The following is a 17,931-nucleotide window of genomic DNA, read 5'->3' on the forward strand; positions in this document are numbered from 1 at the left end:
TCGGCCTGCTGCCTGCTGCCCGCTGCCCGCTGCCCGCTGCCCGCTGCCCGCGCTACGTGCTCGCAGGAACGAGCCGCTCGAGGAGGTCGCGTACCTTTGCGAGCCGCGGAACGTCGTCCTCACGGGCAAGCACGGCGCCGTCGGGCCCGAGAAGGAAGAACGTCGGCGTCTGCGTGACGCCGAGAGCCTCACCGAGGTCGAGGTGCTGCGTGACCTCGAGCTCGACGTGCCGCACGCCGGGCTCCCTGTCGGCCACCCAGGAGAGCAGGCCCCGCGTCGACCGGCACGGAGCGCAGAAGTTCGACGAGAACTGCAGGAGCGTGGCGCGCGTCCCGAGCCGTCCGCGGATGCCGAGCAGCTCGGCGGTGAGGACGGTCGTCCCGGCCGGTGGCGTGCTCATGCGATGTCGTGCTCCTCGTCGACGGGCGGGCGGGCGCGGATCGCGCTCCCTCAGGGTCAACCGTCAGGGGCGACAGGAATTCCTCGCGAGGAGAACGCCCGGTGTGGGTCGGACCGGTCAGCTGACCCAGGCGAATGGTTCGAGCTCAGGTTGCTCGGCTACGTCCTGTACTGACCAGTTGATTGCTGTGTTGTACCCCGTGATGTGCCACGTGTCCCCGTCCGATAGAAGCTGGGTCCTGCGCGTGTCGGCCCAGGACGTGATGGCGAGTGCGGTGCAGGTTGGCGTCGCACACCGCGGGGTCCCGTAGGTGATCTCGTGCTCGACCATGAAGGTCGGTTCGAATCCCGGTTCCGTATAGACGGACACGTCGGTGACTTCGACCCTGAGGTCGGTGACCCGGGGCTCGTCAGGAAAGCCCACAACCTCGTCGAGATCGGGTATCAAATGCGGATGATCGATGCCCTCCATGCTCGGCGAAATGTAATGGTGGATCGGCAGCAGACCGTAGGCCTCGAGGCCGTCTGCGACCTGGTCGGAGAATCCTGGGGAGAAGCGCCATCTGTTCCGGCTGATCCAGTCACGCAGGTCGCGAGGCCGATCACTACGTCTCACCTCGGAGTCGACCGCTTCCTCGACGACGAACTGCGATGCGTGAGCCACGGCGCCGTCGGCCAGGGCGAGCAACTCGTCTGTGTCGGCTCCCTCAACAGTGAGTCCGTCGGGCACGTGCATGAGTGGCGAGTCCTCCGCGATCTCGATCGAGACGTAGGGGCCAACGTCGTCCTCGTCGACCGGCCCGCGAGCAAAGCTCGGACCCAGCTCTGACGTGTGACCGTCGGGAAGCCGTAGTTGTGCGGCCTGCCGCTGGGTGCGGCTGAGGGTGTCCTTCGGTTGTGTCCACTCCCGACCGACCTCGACTGCGGCGGTCTGCCCTTCGAACCTCACGATGGAGTCTGCCTCGGCACCGATTGTCGTCGACGCGTCGACACCCATCACGACACCGGACCCGGAATCGTCGTCGCCTCCCGGCGCACCGCCGCAGGCACCGAGCAGAAGCGCGACCGCCGGCACAACTGCGGACGTGGCAGCACGGCGCCGTCGCCGGGACGGCCGTGGCGCGGTTGGGACAGACGGGTGCTGCTCGACGGTCACGTCGGTCTCCTCGATCGTTCGGCGTCGGGGGGACGTCCGGACCGGTCGGGGGTCGCCGGCGCGTTCAGCGTATGAATGACGGCGACGCGCCGTACCGGTTCTCCACAAGCGCGGTCGGAGCAGCCCTGACAGGTGCGCCGGAGGATCGTCGTCGTCGGGCAGGTCTCGTCCGGTCGCGGTCCGAGTGGGCACGACTGCCCCTTCCGCGGACGCGCGACATCTGGTTGATTGCGTGCTGCCGAGCCTCCTGATCAACGACTGCCCGGGACGTTCGGCGTCGCGCTCGTTCGTCCGCCGTTGCGACCCGCCCCCGCCGGCCGCACCGACCTCCGTCGCACCCGTCGACGCTCCCTGCACCCGCATGCACACACCACGAGGTCGCCATGTCCCGCACGCTGTCCCCCCGCACGCCCGCCCCACGCCTGCTCGCCATCGTCCCCGTACTGCTCCTCGGATCCGCCGCGCTCGCCGCCTGCGAGGGAGGAGAAGTCGTCCCACCCGTCGAGGGGGTCGAGGCGCCCCCGACCGCCGAGGCGCCGGCCACGGACACGCCGACGACCGACACGCCCACGACCGAGTCCCCGACGACCGAATCACCCCCGACCGAGGACACGCCCACCGATTCCGAGCCCCGGTCCGACGACCCCGCCTCCGTGTCCGTCGACGAGGTCGAGTGGACGGCCTGGGAGCTCGAGCGCCGTGGCCGCCCCGCCCCGACGCCTCCCGCCGCGTACGACGAAAACTCCGAGGCGGGAGCGATCGCCGCCGCCGAGTACTTCATGGAGGTCCTCGAGCACGGGTACGAGACGCTCGTCCCCGACACGCTGGCCGCCCTCTCCGGCCCCGACTGCACCTACTGCTCGGGCCGCATCGACGCATGGACGACCTGGTCGATCCGCGGAACCTATGACGAGGACTTCGAGGCCGAGGTGCACTCCATCGTGCCCGAACCTGGGGACACCGACTCGGAGTGGGGCGTCATCCTTGAGCTGACCGAGCCCGAGCGGACGATCGTGGACAGCGTCGGTGGCTTCGTGGAGACTGTGAGGCCCTACTCGTCCATGCTCGCCATCGGGATGCGGTGGGACGGACAGGGGTGGGTCTGGGAATCGGGCGTCCAGATCTGAGGCTGCCTCACCCGGCCGACGACGACGAACCCCGCCTGCGCTCTCGAGCGACCGTGCCAGGAGGCGCGCCTCAGCCGCACTCTCGACCGACGCGCGGCGTGCACCAACCGCAGTCTCGGCGTGCACGAACCGCAGTTTCGATGACGCGGGTGGCGCTGAACCGCACTCTCGACCAACTTGGGGCGCGCACCAACCGCAATCTCGACGACGACGAACCGCAATCTCGACGACGCGACGGCGAAGGGGCGCCCGGCCGAAGCCGAGCGCCCCTTCACGTCGAAGGATCTGGGTCAGGCGTCGCCGCCCGCGGTGCCGGACTGGCCGGCCTTCGGGTTGAGCAGGTCGTACTTCTCGATCGCCTCGCGGACGACCGAGGCGTCCATCGAGCCCTGCTTGACGAGGGCCTGCAGCGCCTTGACCACCATCGAGTGGGAGTCGATGAGGAACTGCCGGCGGGCCGCCGGGCGGGTGTCGGAGTAGCCGAAGCCGTCCGCGCCGAGCGTGTGGTAGTCGCCCGGCACCCACTGGCGGATCGAGTCCTGCACCTGGTGCTCGTAGTCGGACGTCGCGATGAACGGGCCACCGGCGCCGTCGAGCTTCGTCGTCACGTACGGGACGCGCTGGTCCTCGGGGTTGAGGAAGTTGTGCTTCTCGACCTCGAGGGCCTCGCGGCGCAGCTCGTACCAGCTGGTGACGGACCAGACTCCGGCCCGCACGCCCCAGTCCTGCGCGAGGATCTCCTTGGCGTGCTCGGCCCACGGCACACCGACGCCGGAGGCGAGCAGCTGCACCCACGGGCCGTCGCCCTCGGCCGCCGAGATGCGGTGGATCCCCTTGAGGATGCCCTCCACGTCGACGTCCTCGGGCTCGGCCGGCTGCTGCAGCGGCTCGTTGTACACCGTGAGGTAGTACAGCACGTTCGGGTCGCGGTCGTCCTCGCCGTACATGCGCTGCAGGCCGTCGCGGACGATGTGCCGGATCTCGTAGCCGTACGCCGGGTCGTAGTGGACGAACGCCGGGTTGGTCGAGGCCAGCACGGGGGAGTGGCCGTCCATGTGCTGGGTGCCCTCGCCCGCGAGCGTCGTGCGGCCCGCGGTGGCGCCGATGACGAACCCGCGCGCGAGCTGGTCGCCGGCGGCCCAGAACTGGTCGCCGGTGCGCTGGAACCCGAACATCGAGTAGAAGATGTAGACGGGGATCATCGGCACGCCGTGGGTGGCGTGCGAGGTTCCGACGGCCTGCAGCAGCGACGCCGAGCCGGCCTCGTTGATGCCGGTGTGCATGATCTGCCCCTGCTCGGACTCCTTGTAGGAGAGCATGAGCTCGGCGTCGACCGGCGTGTAGTTCTGGCCGTAGGTGTTGAAGATCTTCGCCGTCGGGAAGATGGAGTCCAGGCCGAAGGTGCGGGCCTCGTCCGGGATGATCGGCACCACGTGCCGGCCCATGCCCTTGTCCTTGATGAGCTCCTTGAGCAGGCGGACGAACGCCATCGTCGTGGCGACCTCCTGCTTGCCCGAGCCCTTGGCGAGGACCTCGAACGGCTTGTCGCCCGGCATCTCGAGGGAGGGCTTCGGCTCGCGCCGCTCGGGCAGGTAGCCGCCGAGCTGGCGGCGGCGCTCGAGCATGTACTGCAGGGTCGGGTCGTCGTCGGCGGGCCGGTAGTACGGCGCGTCGTAGGGGTCCTCGAGCTGCTCGTCGCTGATCGGGATCCGCATCGAGTCGCGCAGCATCTTGAGGTCCGCGACCTGCATCTTCTTCATCTGGTGCGTCGCGTTGCGCCCGGCGAAGTGCGGGCCCAGGCCGTAGCCCTTGACGGTGTGCGCGAGGATGACCGTCGGCTGGCCGGTGTGCTTCGTGGCGGCCGTGTAGGCGGCGAAGATCTTGCGGTAGTCGTGCCCGCCGCGCTTGAGCGCCCAGATCTGGTCGTCCGTCATGTCCTTGACGAGGGCCTTCGTGCGCGGGTCGCGGCCGAAGAAGTGCTCGCGGACGTAGGCGCCGTCGTTGGCCTTGAACGTCTGGTAGTCGCCGTCGTTGGTGGAGTCCATGAGGTTGACGAGCGCGCGGTCCTTGTCCGCCTGCAGCAGCGCGTCCCACTCGCGGCCCCACACGACCTTGATGACGTTCCAGCCCGCGCCGCGGAAGAACGACTCGAGCTCACGGATGATCTGGCTGTTGCCGCGGACCGGCCCGTCGAGGCGCTGCAGGTTGCAGTTGACGACGAACGTGAGGTTGTCGAGCCCCTGGTGGGCGGCGAGCTGGAGCATGCCGCGCGACTCGGGCTCGTCCATCTCGCCGTCGCCGAGGAAGGCCCACACGCGCTGGTCGGAGGTGTCCTTGATGCCGCGCTCGGCGAGGTACCTGTTGAACCACGCCTGGTAGATCGCGCCCGAGGGGCCCAGGCCCATCGACACGGTGGGGAACTCCCAGAAGTCCGGCATCTGGTGCGGGTGCGGGTAGCTGGGCAGGCCCCGCCCGTCCTCGCGGTGGCTGTACTCCTGGCGGAAGCCGTCCATGTCGGCCTCGGACAGGCGGCCCTCGACGTAGGCGCGGGCGTAGTTGCCCGGCGAGGCGTGGCCCTGCCAGAAGATCTGGTCACCGCCGCCCGGGTGGTCCTTGCCGCGGAAGAAGTGGTTGAGGCCCACCTCGTACAGGGTGGCGACCGACGCGTAGGAGGACAGGTGCCCGCCGACGGCGACGTCCGGCTTCTGGGCCCGCGCCACCATGACGGCGGCGTTCCAGCGGATCCAGCCGCGGTAGGTCCGTTCGACCTGCTCGTCGCCGGGGAAGTAGGGCTCGTTCTCGACGCCGATGGTGTTGACGTGCGGGGTGGTGAGGTTGCCGGGGACCGCGATGTCCCGGCGCCGCGCGTGACGCAGCAGGTTGAGCAGGATGTACCGGGCCCGCGGACCGCCCCGGTCGTCGATGAGGCCGTCCAGGGACTCGAGCCATTCGGCGGTCTCGTCCTTGTCGATGTCCGGTACCTGGCTCAGCAGGCCGTCGATCAGCGGCCGACCGTGATCAGTGGCAGTCACGTCATCTCACTTCCCGGGTGTGTGCGCCGAGAACGTCCGGCGCCTGCATATGGGCCCGACCATCGTAGGCCGCCCCGTGAGTCGCGGCCCACCGCTTCGCCTGCACCCGAGGAGGTGAGATGCCCGATACCGTGCGGGGTGACGAGTCGCCGAGCCGGTTCGTCGACGCGGCCCCCGGGACCCCGGGGGCGCATCGGTCGGGCGCGAGCCCGGGGAGGAGCAGTCGGGCTGTGCACGCCAGTGCGTACGAGGCAGTCGCCGGAGCGTTCGCGCCCGGCCAGGTCGTCCAGGAGTTCTGGTGGGACGACGACGCCGACGACGGGCTGAGGCAGGCCGTCGAGAAGCAGACGGGCACCGAGCTCGTCGACGAGAACCACTCCGACGTGTGCGACGGCGCGATCATCTGGTGGCGCAAATCAGACGCGGAGGAGGGCGACCTCACCGACATGCTCGTCGACGCCCAGGCCAACCTCGACGACGGCGGCACGATCTGGGTGCTGACCCCGAAGCCGACCTCGCCCGAGCACGTGGGCCCGGCGGACATCTCCGAGGCCGCGCAGATCGCCGGCATGAACGCCACCTCGGCCGTCTCCGCCGGCGCCGAGTGGTCCGGCACGCAGGTCGTCTCCCGCTCGCGCGGGAAGTAACGGGGTCGAACGCCCGACGACGACGCCCGGCGCGCGGTGGGCGGGCGTCGTCGGCGTGGCGCGGCTCGTGGCCGGTCGACCGCAGGACGGCCCGGCGCCGCGCGGCGCCCGTGCGGTTCGGCGCCGCCCGGGACCGGATCCGATACGGTGTGCCGACTGCATGACGGGAGCGGGGGTCCCGCCTCCCGACGTCGACGGCGACGATCGGAGTACTCGTGAACTCGGTGATCCTTGCGGTGATCGGCATCGCCATGGTGCTGGCCGGCTACGTCCTCTACTCCCGGTTCCTGGGGAGCCGTGTCTACCGGCTCCGGCGCAGCTTCGTCACGCCGGCGCACGAGATGGAGGACGGGGTCGACTTCGTCCCGACGAACAAGTTCGTGCTGTGGGGGCACCACTTCACCTCGGTCGCCGGCGCGGCGCCGATCGTCGGCCCGGCGGTCGCAGTGATCTGGGGCTGGCTGCCGGCCTTCCTCTGGGTCACGCTCGGCACCGTCTTCTTCGCGGGCATGCACGATCTCGGCGCGCTCTGGGCGTCGGTCCGGAACAAGGGCCAGTCGATCGGGACGCTGTCCGGCAGGTACATCGGTGCCCGCGGCCGCAACCTGTTCCTCGTCGTCATCTTCCTGCTGCTGCTCATGGTCAACGCGGCCTTCGCCGTCGTCATCTCCGATCTGCTCGTCGCCACGCCGACGGCGGTCATCCCGGTCTGGGGGGCGATCCTCGTCGCGCTGGTCGTCGGCCAGGCGATCTACCGCTGGAAGCTCAACCTCGTCGTCGTGTCGATCATCGGCGTCGTCGCGCTCTACTCGCTCATCATCCTCGGTGACAACTTCCCGATCGTCCTGCCCGACAGCATCCTCGGCCTCTCGCCGGAGGCCTTCTGGGTGGTCGTGCTCTTCCTCTACGCCGGTGTGGCCTCGGTCCTGCCGGTGTGGGTGCTCCTCCAGCCGCGCGACTACATCAACGGACTGCAGCTCTTCATCGGCCTCGGCATCCTCTACACGTCGGTGCTCATCGCCTCGCCGGAGCTGGTCGCCCCGGCCTTCAACAACGACGTCCCCGACGGCACCCCGAGCATCGTCCCGCTGCTCTTCGTCACGATCGCGTGCGGTGCCATCTCCGGCTTCCACGGGATCGTCTCGTCGGGCACGAGTGCCAAGCAGCTCGACAAGGAGACGGACGGACGGTTCGTCGGGTACTTCGGTGCCGTCGGGGAGGGCCTGCTCGCGCTCGGTGCGATCATCGCCACCACCGCCGGCTACCGGACGCTCGCCGACTGGGAGGCCGTCTACTCCGCCTTCAACGAGGGCGGCGTGGCCGCGTTCGTCGAGGGCGGCAGCGGCATCATGAACGCCGGCCTGGGCATCCCGTCGGGACTCAGCGCGACGATCCTCGCCACCATGGCTGTGCTGTTCGCGGCCACGACCATGGACACCGGGATCCGGCTGCAGCGATTCGTCGTCCAGGAGTCGCTCGAGCTCGCCGGTCTCCGCCTCGGCAAGGCGATCGCGACGGTCGTCGTGCTCGCCGTGGGCATGGGCCTCGCGTTCGGCGCGGGCGCGGACGGCACCGGTGGCATGGTCATCTGGCCCCTGTTCGGCACGACGAACCAGCTGCTCGCCGGGCTCACGCTGTCCATCATCGCCGTCATGCTGCTGCGCAAGCGGCGCCCGGTCCTCCCTGTCCTCATCCCGCTCGTCTTCGTGTTCGTCATGTCGCTGTACGCCGCGATCGTGCAGGTGGGCACGTTCTACAGCTCCGGCAACTGGCTGCTGCTGGTCCTCGACCTCATCATCATCGTCGCCGCGCTCTGGGTGATCCTCGAGGCCACGCTCGCGATGAGCAGTGCCCGCCGGAGTCCCGCCGAGGTCGACGAGGACGAGCCGTCGGTCGCCGCGGGGAGTGACGCCGGCCGATGACCGACGCCTCCTCGGGACGCGGCGCCGCGCGGTCCCGGCTCGCAGCGGGCCTGCGCGAGTTCTACGTGGCGCCCTACCGCCGGACCTTCGCCCGCGCGCAGCGCGACGAGGACGACCTGTTCATGATGATCGTGCTGGGCGAGATGCTCGGCGTGCCCAACCCGGCGAGCTACTACACGATCGAGCTGGTGCCCGTGATGTACGAACGGTTCCACGACTGGCACCGCCGCATGGGCATGGATCGCTCACCGCTGGACCACCTCTCGTGCTGCTAGAGCTCGCCGCCGGGCGACGCGTGCTGTTCGTCGGCGGCAAGGGCGGCGTCGGCAAGACCGTTGTCGCCTCCGGTGTCGCACTGGCACAGGCGCGTGCCGGCCGTCGTGTCCTCGTCGTGTCCACCGACCCGGCCCACAACCTCGGCCACCTCTGGCAGGTGCCGGTGGGCGACCGGACCGTGGAGCTCGCGCCCGGGCTCGACGGGCTCGAGATCGATCCCGGCCGCACGACCGACGAGCACCTGACGGCGGTGGGACACACGATGCGCCGCCTCATGCCGGAGCACCTCTCCGGCGAGGTCGACAAGCACCTGGCCCTTGCCCGCGACGCCCCTGGCACCCACGAGGCCGCCGTGCTCGAGCGCGTCGCCGAGGTGCTCGAGGACACCGACCACGACCTCGTCGTCCTCGACACCGCGCCCTCCGGTCACACCTCCCGGCTCATGGCACTGCCCGAGATGATGACCGCGTGGACCGACGGACTGCTGCGCAGGCAGGATCGGTCCGCGCGGTTCGGTGCGGCCCTGCGCGGCTTCGACGACGACGGTGCGTCCGAGAGCATCGTCGGCACGGGTACCCGGCGTGATCGGCGGGCCGAGCGCGACCATGAGGTGCGGCGCATCCTGCTGCGGCGGCGCACCCGGTTCGCCCGGTTGCGCGACCTGCTCACCGACGCCGACCGGACCGCGTTCGTCATCGTGCTGGCAGCAGAGCGACTTCCCGTCCTCGAGACGATCGAGCTCTACGGCCAGCTCCTGCGATCCGGTGTCCACATCGGTGGGCTGGTGGTCAACAAGCGTTCGCCGGGCGACGCGTCGGGACTGCTCGCGCGGCGGCGCGCGCAGGAGGAGCTGCACCTCGACACCGTGCGTGAGGCGCTGCCGCACCTTCCGTTCGTCGAGCTGCCGCTCCTGCCGGAGGACGTCGTCGGCGCGGAGCGGGTGGCGAGCTTCTCGGAACTGATCGCGGCGGCGGGGAAGGACGCGGGGAGCCGATGACGCGCGGATGTCCGGCACGGCCCGGTCGGCGGGTTCGCCGAGCCCGGGCGGTTAGGCTTCGCCTGGGCCCGTAGCTCAGCTGGTCAGAGCGCCGCGTTTACACCGCGTAGGTCGCCGGTTCGAACCCGGCCGGGCCCACCACTTGCCGGTTGCTCCCGTCCGCGGAGTGGACGCAGGCACGCGGCGCACCCGCGAGGCCGGTCAGGACTGCTTGCGCGAGCCTCCGGCGATGAGCGCGATCGCGATCGCCATCATCCAGGAGTCCTTCGCCAGCGACGTGCCCTCGCCGGAGGGTCGCACGCCGTCGGCGACCGTCTTCTCCGGGTCGCGGAAGTAGATGCTGAGCAGGCCGGCCGAGAAGCCGGCGAGCGCGAGCCCGGCGAGCCGGTTGGGGACGAACGGAGCGAGCAGCGCGCCACCGACGCCGATCTCCCCGTAGCTGAGGAGCTTGCCGAACTGCTCGGGCTCCATCGACCCCAGCGGCGGGATCCCCTTCGCCGCCTCGGCCTGCACGTACCCGGCGGTCTGCTCGTCCATCCCGAGCTTCCCGATCCCCGAGTTGAGGATGAAGGCGCCGGGGATTGCGCGCAGGGCGATGTTCGCGAGTGCGTTGAATGCCATGGGTCTGCCGATCTCCCGTTCAGTGGATGTGCGGTCGCTTCACACTAACCGTCGCTCCCGCGTTCGTCGGCGCCGCTCAGTCCGGCGGCTCGAGCGGTGACAGCGTGGGCGAGTAGTTGAACAGCCGCAGCCGCGCGGTGCCGCAGCAGCTGGGTGAGCCCGCAGCGGGATCCAGGTCGATCGTCGTCAGGCTCGCCGGGAGGCTGTGCACCGTCCGGTCGGGGTCGAGCCCGACGGCGGCCCGCAGGTAGGCACGCATCGGCCCGCCGTGCGTGACGACGAGGACCGAGGTCGCGCCGCGCGCATGGGCTGCGCGTACGGCGTCGTCGACGCCGGCTACCACCCGCCCGGTGAGCGCCTCGAAGGCCTCGGCCCCCGGAGGCCGGTAGCTGCCCGCACGCCACCCGGCGTACCGGTCGGGGTCCGCCTCGCGGACGTCGGCCGACCGGCAGCCCTCCCACTCGCCCAGGTGCGCCTCGTTGAGGCGTTCGTCGACGGCGTCCGGCGTCGTCCCCAGCAGCTCGGCGGTCTCGCGCGCCCGCAGGAGCGCGGCCGAGACGACGTGCTCCGGTGCCATCCGCCGCACGGCGCCCGCGAGCGCGCGGGCCTGCTCGCGACCGGTGGGGGAGAGCCCGATGTCGCGCTGTCCCTGGAGGCGCCGCTCGAGGTTCCAGGCCGTCTCGCCGTGCCGGACGAGGAGCAGCCGCATCAGGCGTTCCCGGTCGTCGCGGGTGCGCCGACGACCACGCCGTCGGGGCTGAACACGGCGTCCGGCGAGTCGGGGAGGACGAGGCGCACGTCGTCGCCGGGGAGCATCGGTGCGGGCGCCGCGCGGACGACGCTCATCCGGCCAGCGCCCGGCACGTCGACACCCACGACCCACCGGTCGGCCAGCGGCGCCTGGTCGGCGAGGACGCCGGACAGGGAGAGCGACCGGGCGTGGGCGTCGTCGTCGGGCTCCGGGGTCTCCAGCGCCACCGAGGTCGCGCGGTACATCGCGTGAACGCGCTCGCCGTCGGCCGGCCCCGCCGGCGCCGGGCCGAGGTCGATGCCGCTCGCGCCGTGGACGATCCGCCCGGCGGAGACGCTGCAGGCGACGACGTTGGCCGGGGGAGTGCCGATGAAGGTCGAGGTGAAGGCGGTGCGCGGGGTGCGGAGCAGCTCGAGCGGCGTGCCGAACTGCTCGATCCGGCCGTCCTTCATGAGCACCACGTGGGTGGCCATCGTCATCGCCTCGACCTGGTCGTGGGTGACGTACACGCTCGTGGCGCCGGTCGCGCGGTGGATCCGCATGAGCTCGCTACGGGTGTCGACGCGCAGCCTGGCGTCGAGGTTGGACAGCGGCTCGTCGAAGAGGAGGATCTCCGGCTCGGGGGCGATCATCCGCGCGATCGCCACGCGCTGCTGCTGGCCGCCGCTGATCTCGCCGGGGTACCGGTCGGCGAGCTCGGTGATGCCGAGCAGGGCGAGGACCTCGGCGACCCGGGCGCGGCGCCGGTCGGCTCCCCACTTCGCCACCTTGAGCGGCCAGTCGACGTTGCCGCGGACCGTGCGGTGCGGCCACAGCGCGTAGGACTGGAAGACGAGCCCGGCCCCGCGGCGCGAGGCCGGGACGTCGACGGTCCCGTCGCCGCGGGCGACCACCCGTCCGCCGAACGCGATCTCGCCGCCGGTGGGGTCCTCGAGCCCGGCGAGCATCCGCAGGGTCGTCGTCTTGCCGCACCCGGACGGGCCGAGCAGCACGAGGAAGGAGCCGGCCGGCACCTCGAACGAGATGCCGTCGACGGCGGCGGTGGGCCCGAAGTCCTTGCGCAGCCCGGTGACGCTGAGCGTCCCCGAGCCGGGTGTCCCCGCGGCGCCCTCGCGGGAAGAGGTGCCGGTGGTCGGCGTCGTGCCCGTCGGCGCCCCCTCGGTGGAGGCTGCCTCGTCGGTGGCGGGTGAGTGGTCGGTGGCGGTGTCCGGCACGCGGGGTCCTTCGGTCGGTCGGGGGAGCGGTCGGCCCGGGGCGGGCGGCGGTGTCATGAGTCCGTGGTCCGGGCGGACCAGGGCTGGGTAGTTCCCTCGAGCCGGCGGGCGAGGAGGGTGGCCCCGACGGAGAGGGCGGCGATCACCACGGTCACGGCGTTCGCGAGCTGGGTGAAGTTCTCCGACGAGTACTGGTAGGTGAGCACGGCCAGCACCGGCAGTGCGGGGGTGGCGAGGAGCACGACGAGCGAGAGGTCGCGGACCATCTGGACGAACACCAGCACGCCGCCGGTGAACAGGCCGCGCGCCGTGAGCGGGGCGATGACGGAGCCGAGCCGACGGAACAGGCCGGCTCCCGCCATCGTCGCGGACTCCTCGATGTCGGTGGAGACCTGGCTCATCGCCGCGGTGCCCGAGCGGACGGCGAACGGGATCGTCGCCGCGATGCCCGCGAGCACGAGGAGCGCGAACGTGCCGTACAGGCTCGGCAGCGGCCCGATCGGCGCGCCGAACTGGGCGATGAACGCGGCCCCGAGGGCGATGCCGGGGATGAGGAACGGGAGGAAGGAGACGACGTCGAGGGAGCCGACGAGCCATCTCGGCCGGCTCGAGCGCGTGACGACGTAGCTGATCAGCAGGCCGAGGACGCCCGCGCCGATCGCCACGCACACCCCGAGCGCCACGGTGTTGCCCGTCGCGTCGATGATCTGGGGGTTGTTGAGGATCCCCGGCTGGCCCTGCGCCATCGACGGGTCCGACCCACCGACCCAGTAGTGCAGCGTGAAGCCGGACGTGAAGTCGTTGGTCCGCCGGGTCAGGGAGCTGAGCACGAGGACGAGTCCCGGAAGCACGGTCGTGCAGGCGACGACGAGCCAGGCGAGAGCGCCCACCGGGCCGGCGAACCGGCCGAGCACGACGCCCCGGCGCCGGGCGCCCTTGCCCGTGATGGTCGCGAAGCTGCGGCGGCGGGTCACCTGCGAGGAGGCGTACATGATCATCGCCGCGACGACGATGAGGACGAGCGCGAGCACGTAGCCGCGCGCGGTCTCGCCGGTCGTGATCGACCCGTACAGCCGGGTCGACAGCGTGTGGAAGCGGACGGGCAGCCCGAGCAGGGCGGGGGTGACGAAGTTCGAGACCCCCTCGGCGAACGCGAGCAGCGCGCCCGAGACCATGGCCGGGGCGACGGCGGGCAGGGCGATGTCCTTCGCGACCCGCAGAGTGGAGGCACCGGTCATCTCGGCGGCCTCGACGAGGTCCCCGCCCACGGACGCGAGGGCGGCGGCGATGAGCATGAAGGACAGCGAGAAGTAGTGGCCGGTCAGCGTGAGGGCGACGGGGACCGGGCCCCAGGCGAGCCAGTCGGGCACGGCGATCCCGAGGTTCCACAGCAGGCCCGTCGAGCCGCCGACGAGGTCGTTGCGGAACACCGACTCCCAGGCCAGGGCGAGCGCGAAGCTCGGGAGCGCGAACGGGATCGTGGCGAGCACTCCGAGGATCGAGCGCCCCGGCAGGCGCGTCATGACGACCACCCAGGCCAGGAACCCGCCGACGACGGTCGAGAGCACCGCCGTGGCGGCCCCCATGAGCAGCGAGTGCCCCAGGGGCCGCCACAGCAGATTCTCCGAGAGCGGGGAGGCGAGGACGTCGGTCCACGCCTCCCGGTTGCCGGGCATGAGCGTCGTGTTGACGAGCCCGACGAGCGGGGCCACCACGAGGACGACGAGGACGAGCAGCGTGCCCAGGCCGAGCACCACGGTGGGGCGGCGCAGCGCGAGCCGGAGCCGGGCGGTGGCCCGGCGGCCTCGGCCGTCCTGCGTCGTCCGCGGGTCGGTCCGGTCCGGGACGGGGTTCGCCGTCGTCATGGTGGTCCCCTCGAGGTCGATCGTCAGCCGAGGGTGATGAGGAAGTCGGCGACGTCGGAACGGATCTCGGCGGTGGCCTCCGGGTCGATGTCCCAGGCGGCGAGCTCCTCCATCGAGACCGCGCCCTCGGGTGCGTCCATGTCCTCGCGGACCGGGTAGTCGCCGGCCACGTAGAACGGCTCGTAGCCGGGGCCGCCGGTCGCGGAGTCGTCGCCCATGAGGAAGTCGATCGCGAGCCGCGCCGCCGCGGGGTTCTCCGCTTCCTCGACGACGCCGAGGTAGGCGGGGAACGTGATGCCGGTGGCGGGCTCGGTGCCGGTGGAGACCTGGAGCGCCCAGCCCTCCTCCTCGTTGTCGCGGCGGTCCGAGTAGGAGGTGAAACCGACGGGCGGGTCCTCCTGGCCGGTCGCCCCGACGGCGGCGTTGACGTTGTCCGTGTCGTCGACGAGGACGAGACCGTTGCCGTAGAGGTCGGAGATGAACTGCTGGCCGGCGTTCTCGATCCCGTCGTCGAGGGTGAGGGCCTCGCCGGTGTGGGCCTCGTAGGCCTCGGCCATCGCGTCGGACTGCGCGACGATCTCCGTCATGAGGTCGAGGTAGTCGCCGCGCACGGCCGGGTCGACCATGACGACGCGCCCGTTCCACTCCGGCTCGGTCAGCTGCCACAGGTTGGTGATCGGGCTGCCGTCCGGGAAGGCCTCCTCGTTGTACATGAGCACCTTCGTGGACAGCCGGTTGGCGAGCAGCGGGGCGGCGTACTCCTCGGGGACCGAGTCCGCCACGCGCTCGGGGACGTAGTTCGTGAGGATGCCGTCCTCGAGGAGCTCCGTGAGGACGACGGGCGCGTCGGAGATGTAGGCGACGTCGGCCGAGGGGGAGCCCGCCTGAGCCTCGGCCTGGAGGCGGGTGATCTGCTCGGTCGAGGAGATGTCGTGACCGACGAAGTCGATCTCGGGGTACTCGGCCTCGAACGCCTCCTCGACCTGGGCGATGCGGGACGTGAACGAGTAGACGGTGACCTCACCCTCCTCGATCGCCTGCTCGACGAGCTCGTCGTGGCTGAGCGAGTCGAGCTCGTCGGCGGCGGAGGTGTCGGCCTCGCCGGAGTCCTCGGCGGCCTCGGTGGTGCCCCCGCCGCAGGCGGCCAGGGTGAGCAGGACGGGCAGGGACAGGGCGATCGGGACCAGCTTCTTCGTGCGCATGAGGAGTCCTTCGGGGAGTTTTCGGGCAGGGCGGGGCAGGGACGGGTGCGGTGGGAGGTGCGTGGAGCCGGGCTTTGCCGGCGTCGAGGGCGTCGGCGCGGGCGTCGCCGGGGACGGGACGACGGCGGGGTGAGGCTCAGTCGAAGTCGGACATGAGCCCGTCGAGGGCGTCGAGGGTCGGGAGCAGGGCGGCGTCGTGGCGTCGGGCGATCGTGAGGACGAGCGCGTTGGCGATGGCCATCGGCACGCTGAGGGAGGCGAAGCCCTCCTGGTGGCCGCGGGGCGCGGACAGGACGGTCGATGGGGCCGGTGTCAGGGTGTGCAGGGTGTCGGTGACCAGCGCGGTGGTGGCACCGACCCGCTCGGCGTGGGCGAGGAGCTCGACCAGGTGCCGGGGCGGGCGACGGAAGGCGAAGGTCAGGACGGTGTCGTCGGCGCCCATGGTGAGGACCCGCTCGGCGACGTCGCGGCCGGTGCCCTCGACGACGACGGTGCGGATGCCGAACCGGCGCAGGCGCCGTTCCATGAGCTCGGCGAGGACGGAGGCGTTGCCGCGGGCGAAGAGGTAGGTGGTGCGCGAGCCGACGATCCGGTCGGCGAGCGCGTCCAGCTGGGGCTGCCGCACGTGCCGGCACAGCTGGGCCAACGTCTCCAGCTCCGTGGTGAGCAGCTGCTCGAGGACCGACTGCTCGCCGGTCTCCTGCAGCTCGATCCGGAAGCGGTCTCCCGCCCCGGCGTTCGCGGACGCGTGCGACTGCCGGAGGTCGTCCCGCAGCCGGAGGTAGCCGTCGTACCCGAGGCGCTGGGCGAGGCGGGTGGCGGCGGCGGGGTGGACGCCGGCCCGGCGGGCCAGCTCCTCGCCGCTCCACAGGGGTGCCTCGACCGGGTACGAGAGCAGCTCGTCGACGAGGATGCGGTCCGACGGGGTGAGGTCGTCCCGATGCGCGTCGACGTGGTCCTGGAAGCTCACGGATCCACCGTATCCGCAAGAAACATTGCTGAGAAGCGAATCTGTGCAAGTTCTCTTGCTGTTCGCCGGATGGTCATCCGGCGTTCCGTCCGGGACCGCATGCGTGAAGACTGGGGGTATGAGTACGCCTGCCAATCTTGTCATCGTCACGCTCGGAGTCGGCGACCTCGCGCGGAGCATCGACTTCTACCGCGCGCTCGGGTGGGAGCAGCGCGGAGATGCCGACGCGGGGATCACGTGGTTCCGCACGTCCGGGACGTGGGTCGGACTGTTCGGCCATGCGGACCTCGCCGCTGACGTCGGCCTGGTGCCGGACCCGCCGCCGGTGTTCCGGGGCGTCACGCTGGCGCTCAACGTGAACTCGCGCGAGGAGGTCGATTCCGCGCTCGCCCACGCCGTCGGGGTCGGTGCCCGCCTCGTCAAGGAGCCCGAGGTGATGGAGTGGGGCGGCTACTCGGGCTACTTCGCGGACCCGGACGGCCACCTGTGGGAGGTCGCGCACAACCCGTTCTTCCCCGTCGCCGAGGACGGGACGATCGACATCCCGGCGTGAGCGCTCGCGGGTGCGACGCGCGAGAGGTTCCGACTTGTGGTGGGTGCGGTCTGGGGCGGCCGTCTTCGATGGACGTTCAACGTCGTTGATTCGGATGCCGCCGCACGTCATTGACATGCACATGTGATGCGTTCATCGTATGTGCATGTCACTTATCCAGGTGCGCAATGTTCCCGAGGAGCTGCACCGCCGTCTCAAGGAACGTGCGGCGCGGGAGGGGGTCACCTTGTCCGACCTCGCTCTCGCCGAGCTGGCCCGTTCGGTGGAGCGTCCGACGCGACGGGAGCTCATCGAGCGACTGGAAACTGCCGCTCCCAGTGACTACCGGGGGGAGAGTGCCGCAGAGTCCGTGCGTGCGGAGCGGGACGCACGGTGATCGTGCTCGATGCCTCCGCGGCGGTGGAGCTGCTGCTCAACCTTCCGCTCGGGGCCGAGGTGCGGCGCCGACTCGACGATCCGGGCGTCCAGCTGCACGCGCCGCACCTCCTCGTCGTGGAGGTGCTGCAGGTCCTGCGGCGACGTGAGGCGGCCGGTACGTCGACGCACGAGGAAGTCGCCGACGCCGTCGATTTCCTCGAGATGCTGGACGTGACCTATCACGATCACCTGCTGTGTGCGCGCCGGGTGTGGGAGCTTCGTTCCAATCTCACTGCGTACGACGCGACGTACGTCGCCCTGGCTGAGCTGCTCGACGTTGCGCTTCTGACGTCCGACGCCCGACTCGCGCGCGCCCCGGGCCACCACGCGAGGATCGACCTCCTTCCGACGTGACCGGGCGCCCTCTCGTCACACGTGGTCGTCGGCGCCGAACGTCCTCGTGACGAGGTCGGTGTCCATGTACTCGCGGACCGTGCGGATCGCGCCTGCGCCGTCCAGGTCGAGGACCCAGCAGTAGTTGTTGTCGTACGCGCGACCGTCGGGCGTCCGGCTCGTTCCGGTGTGCTCGACGACGACATGGTCGCCGTCCGCCATGATCCGGTGCACGGTCGTGGCGGAGTCGACGTCAAGGGTCTCGTCGACCGCGCCGAAGAGCTCACCGACGACGGCGTCCTTCCCGACGAACTCGTGCGACCACCGCTCGACGCCCATCCATCGCCAGGTGACGTCGTCGCGCATCGCGTCGATCAACGGGCGGCGATCGCCTCGGGCGAGGGCGGCCATGATGTCGGCGACCTGCTCCCGGGTCCCCATGTCGCGTC

The 17,931-nt window shown here is 71.0% G+C and carries 18 protein-coding genes and 1 tRNA gene; 9 read left to right on the plus strand and 10 right to left on the minus strand.

The window, feature by feature from the left end; all coding sequences use genetic code 11:
* Positions 1–52: 52 nt before the first annotated feature.
* Both ACPYO6_RS02115 and ACPYO6_RS02120 read right to left on the minus strand, forming a co-directional pair.
* Positions 53–400: a TlpA family protein disulfide reductase gene (locus tag ACPYO6_RS02115; protein ID WP_425713240.1), complete on the minus strand. Its 348-nt coding sequence runs from the start codon at positions 398–400 to the stop codon at positions 53–55.
* A gap of 117 nt (positions 401–517) precedes the next feature.
* Complete coding sequence (locus ACPYO6_RS02120; protein ID WP_425713241.1) at positions 518–1,555, minus strand: hypothetical protein; 1,038 nt, start codon at positions 1,553–1,555, stop codon at positions 518–520.
* 383 nt (positions 1,556–1,938) lie between these two features.
* On the opposite strand from ACPYO6_RS02120, the gene ACPYO6_RS02125 reads away from it, so the two are divergent.
* Entirely contained in the window at positions 1,939–2,682 is a 744-nt protein-coding gene (locus ACPYO6_RS02125; RefSeq protein WP_425713242.1) for a DUF6318 family protein, read from the plus strand.
* Between the two features lie 290 nt (positions 2,683–2,972).
* Here the strand turns inward: ACPYO6_RS02125 and aceE are convergent, their stop codons facing one another.
* The gene (gene aceE, locus ACPYO6_RS02130) at positions 2,973–5,714 is read right to left on the minus strand and encodes a pyruvate dehydrogenase (acetyl-transferring), homodimeric type (RefSeq protein ID WP_425713243.1); all 2,742 of its coding nucleotides are present in this window, start codon (positions 5,712–5,714) and stop codon (positions 2,973–2,975) included.
* 230 nt (positions 5,715–5,944) lie between these two features.
* Between aceE and ACPYO6_RS02135 the strand changes: the two genes are divergently transcribed.
* The 5 genes from ACPYO6_RS02135 (at position 5,945) to ACPYO6_RS02155 (ending at position 9,697) form a co-directional block, all read left to right on the plus strand.
* Positions 5,945–6,361 carry a DUF3052 domain-containing protein gene (locus tag ACPYO6_RS02135; RefSeq protein ID WP_425713244.1) on the plus strand — a complete coding sequence of 139 codons (417 nt, stop codon included), beginning with the start codon at positions 5,945–5,947 and terminating at the stop codon, positions 6,359–6,361.
* 215 nt (positions 6,362–6,576) lie between these two features.
* On the plus strand, positions 6,577–8,283 hold the full coding sequence (locus ACPYO6_RS02140; protein ID WP_425713245.1) for a carbon starvation CstA family protein: 1,707 nt from the start codon (positions 6,577–6,579) through the stop codon (positions 8,281–8,283).
* On the plus strand, positions 8,280–8,558 hold the full coding sequence (locus tag ACPYO6_RS02145; RefSeq protein ID WP_425713246.1) for a cory-CC-star protein: 279 nt from the start codon (positions 8,280–8,282) through the stop codon (positions 8,556–8,558). The genes ACPYO6_RS02140 and ACPYO6_RS02145 overlap by 4 nt, the downstream gene beginning before the upstream one ends.
* Entirely contained in the window at positions 8,549–9,556 is a 1,008-nt protein-coding gene (locus ACPYO6_RS02150; protein ID WP_425713247.1) for an ArsA family ATPase, read from the plus strand. Before ACPYO6_RS02145 ends, ACPYO6_RS02150 begins: the two co-directional genes overlap by 10 nt.
* A gap of 64 nt (positions 9,557–9,620) precedes the next feature.
* Positions 9,621–9,697, plus strand: a tRNA-Val gene (locus ACPYO6_RS02155).
* A gap of 60 nt (positions 9,698–9,757) precedes the next feature.
* On the opposite strand, the gene ACPYO6_RS02160 is transcribed toward ACPYO6_RS02155, so the two are convergent.
* From ACPYO6_RS02160 to ACPYO6_RS02185, 6 genes are all read right to left on the minus strand, one after another.
* Complete coding sequence (locus ACPYO6_RS02160) at positions 9,758–10,177, minus strand: hypothetical protein (RefSeq protein WP_425713248.1); 420 nt, start codon at positions 10,175–10,177, stop codon at positions 9,758–9,760.
* 76 nt (positions 10,178–10,253) lie between these two features.
* Positions 10,254–10,886 (minus strand): histidine phosphatase family protein, encoded by a 633-nt coding sequence (locus ACPYO6_RS02165; RefSeq protein ID WP_425713249.1) that lies wholly within the window; start codon positions 10,884–10,886, stop codon positions 10,254–10,256.
* Positions 10,886–12,142: an ABC transporter ATP-binding protein gene (locus ACPYO6_RS02170; RefSeq protein WP_425713250.1), complete on the minus strand. Its 1,257-nt coding sequence runs from the start codon at positions 12,140–12,142 to the stop codon at positions 10,886–10,888. The genes ACPYO6_RS02165 and ACPYO6_RS02170 overlap by 1 nt, the downstream gene beginning before the upstream one ends.
* Before the next feature lie 53 nt (positions 12,143–12,195).
* Positions 12,196–14,007 (minus strand): ABC transporter permease, encoded by a 1,812-nt coding sequence (locus tag ACPYO6_RS02175; RefSeq protein WP_425713251.1) that lies wholly within the window; start codon positions 14,005–14,007, stop codon positions 12,196–12,198.
* 23 nt (positions 14,008–14,030) lie between these two features.
* Complete coding sequence (locus ACPYO6_RS02180; protein WP_425713252.1) at positions 14,031–15,209, minus strand: ABC transporter substrate-binding protein; 1,179 nt, start codon at positions 15,207–15,209, stop codon at positions 14,031–14,033.
* 136 nt (positions 15,210–15,345) lie between these two features.
* Entirely contained in the window at positions 15,346–16,179 is an 834-nt protein-coding gene (locus tag ACPYO6_RS02185) for a MurR/RpiR family transcriptional regulator (protein ID WP_425713253.1), read from the minus strand.
* A 118-nt stretch (positions 16,180–16,297) separates the two neighbouring features.
* Here ACPYO6_RS02185 and ACPYO6_RS02190 point away from each other — a divergent pair, with 118 nt between their 5' ends.
* The 3 genes from ACPYO6_RS02190 (at position 16,298) to ACPYO6_RS02200 (ending at position 17,503) form a co-directional block, all read left to right on the plus strand.
* Positions 16,298–16,732, plus strand: coding sequence for a VOC family protein (locus ACPYO6_RS02190; protein ID WP_425713254.1), 435 nt, complete (start codon positions 16,298–16,300; stop codon positions 16,730–16,732).
* Positions 16,733–16,877: 145 nt separating this feature from the next.
* On the plus strand, positions 16,878–17,108 hold the full coding sequence (locus ACPYO6_RS02195; RefSeq protein ID WP_425713255.1) for a FitA-like ribbon-helix-helix domain-containing protein: 231 nt from the start codon (positions 16,878–16,880) through the stop codon (positions 17,106–17,108).
* Entirely contained in the window at positions 17,105–17,503 is a 399-nt protein-coding gene (locus ACPYO6_RS02200; RefSeq protein WP_425713256.1) for a type II toxin-antitoxin system VapC family toxin, read from the plus strand. The genes ACPYO6_RS02195 and ACPYO6_RS02200 overlap by 4 nt, the downstream gene beginning before the upstream one ends.
* Positions 17,504–17,518: 15 nt before the next feature.
* On the opposite strand, the gene ACPYO6_RS02205 is transcribed toward ACPYO6_RS02200, so the two are convergent.
* The gene (locus ACPYO6_RS02205) at positions 17,519–17,923 is read right to left on the minus strand and encodes a nuclear transport factor 2 family protein (protein WP_425713257.1); all 405 of its coding nucleotides are present in this window, start codon (positions 17,921–17,923) and stop codon (positions 17,519–17,521) included.
* Positions 17,924–17,931: the final 8 nt, after the last annotated feature.

It is taken from the genome of Georgenia sp. Z1344, from assembly GCF_049856295.1.
In the GTDB taxonomy this organism is placed as follows: Bacteria; Actinomycetota; Actinomycetes; order Actinomycetales; family Actinomycetaceae; genus JB111.

Bases quoted from the DNA above. Each gene is read 5' to 3' on its own strand.
- ACPYO6_RS02115 (WP_425713240.1), bottom strand. From the start codon at position 400: ATGAGCACGCCACCGGCCGGGACGACCGTCCTCACCGCCGAGCTGCTC.
- ACPYO6_RS02125 (WP_425713242.1), top strand. From the start codon at position 1,939: ATGTCCCGCACGCTGTCCCCCCGCACGCCCGCCCCACGCCTGCTCGCC.
- ACPYO6_RS02145 (WP_425713246.1), top strand. From the start codon at position 8,280: ATGACCGACGCCTCCTCGGGACGCGGCGCCGCGCGGTCCCGGCTCGCA.
- ACPYO6_RS02160 (WP_425713248.1), bottom strand. From the start codon at position 10,177: ATGGCATTCAACGCACTCGCGAACATCGCCCTGCGCGCAATCCCCGGC.
- ACPYO6_RS02165 (WP_425713249.1), bottom strand. From the start codon at position 10,886: ATGCGGCTGCTCCTCGTCCGGCACGGCGAGACGGCCTGGAACCTCGAG.
- ACPYO6_RS02175 (WP_425713251.1), bottom strand. From the start codon at position 14,007: ATGACGACGGCGAACCCCGTCCCGGACCGGACCGACCCGCGGACGACG.
- ACPYO6_RS02180 (WP_425713252.1), bottom strand. From the start codon at position 15,209: ATGCGCACGAAGAAGCTGGTCCCGATCGCCCTGTCCCTGCCCGTCCTG.
- ACPYO6_RS02190 (WP_425713254.1), top strand. From the start codon at position 16,298: ATGAGTACGCCTGCCAATCTTGTCATCGTCACGCTCGGAGTCGGCGAC.
- ACPYO6_RS02195 (WP_425713255.1), top strand. From the start codon at position 16,878: ATGTCACTTATCCAGGTGCGCAATGTTCCCGAGGAGCTGCACCGCCGT.
- ACPYO6_RS02205 (WP_425713257.1), bottom strand. From the start codon at position 17,923: ATGGGGACCCGGGAGCAGGTCGCCGACATCATGGCCGCCCTCGCCCGA.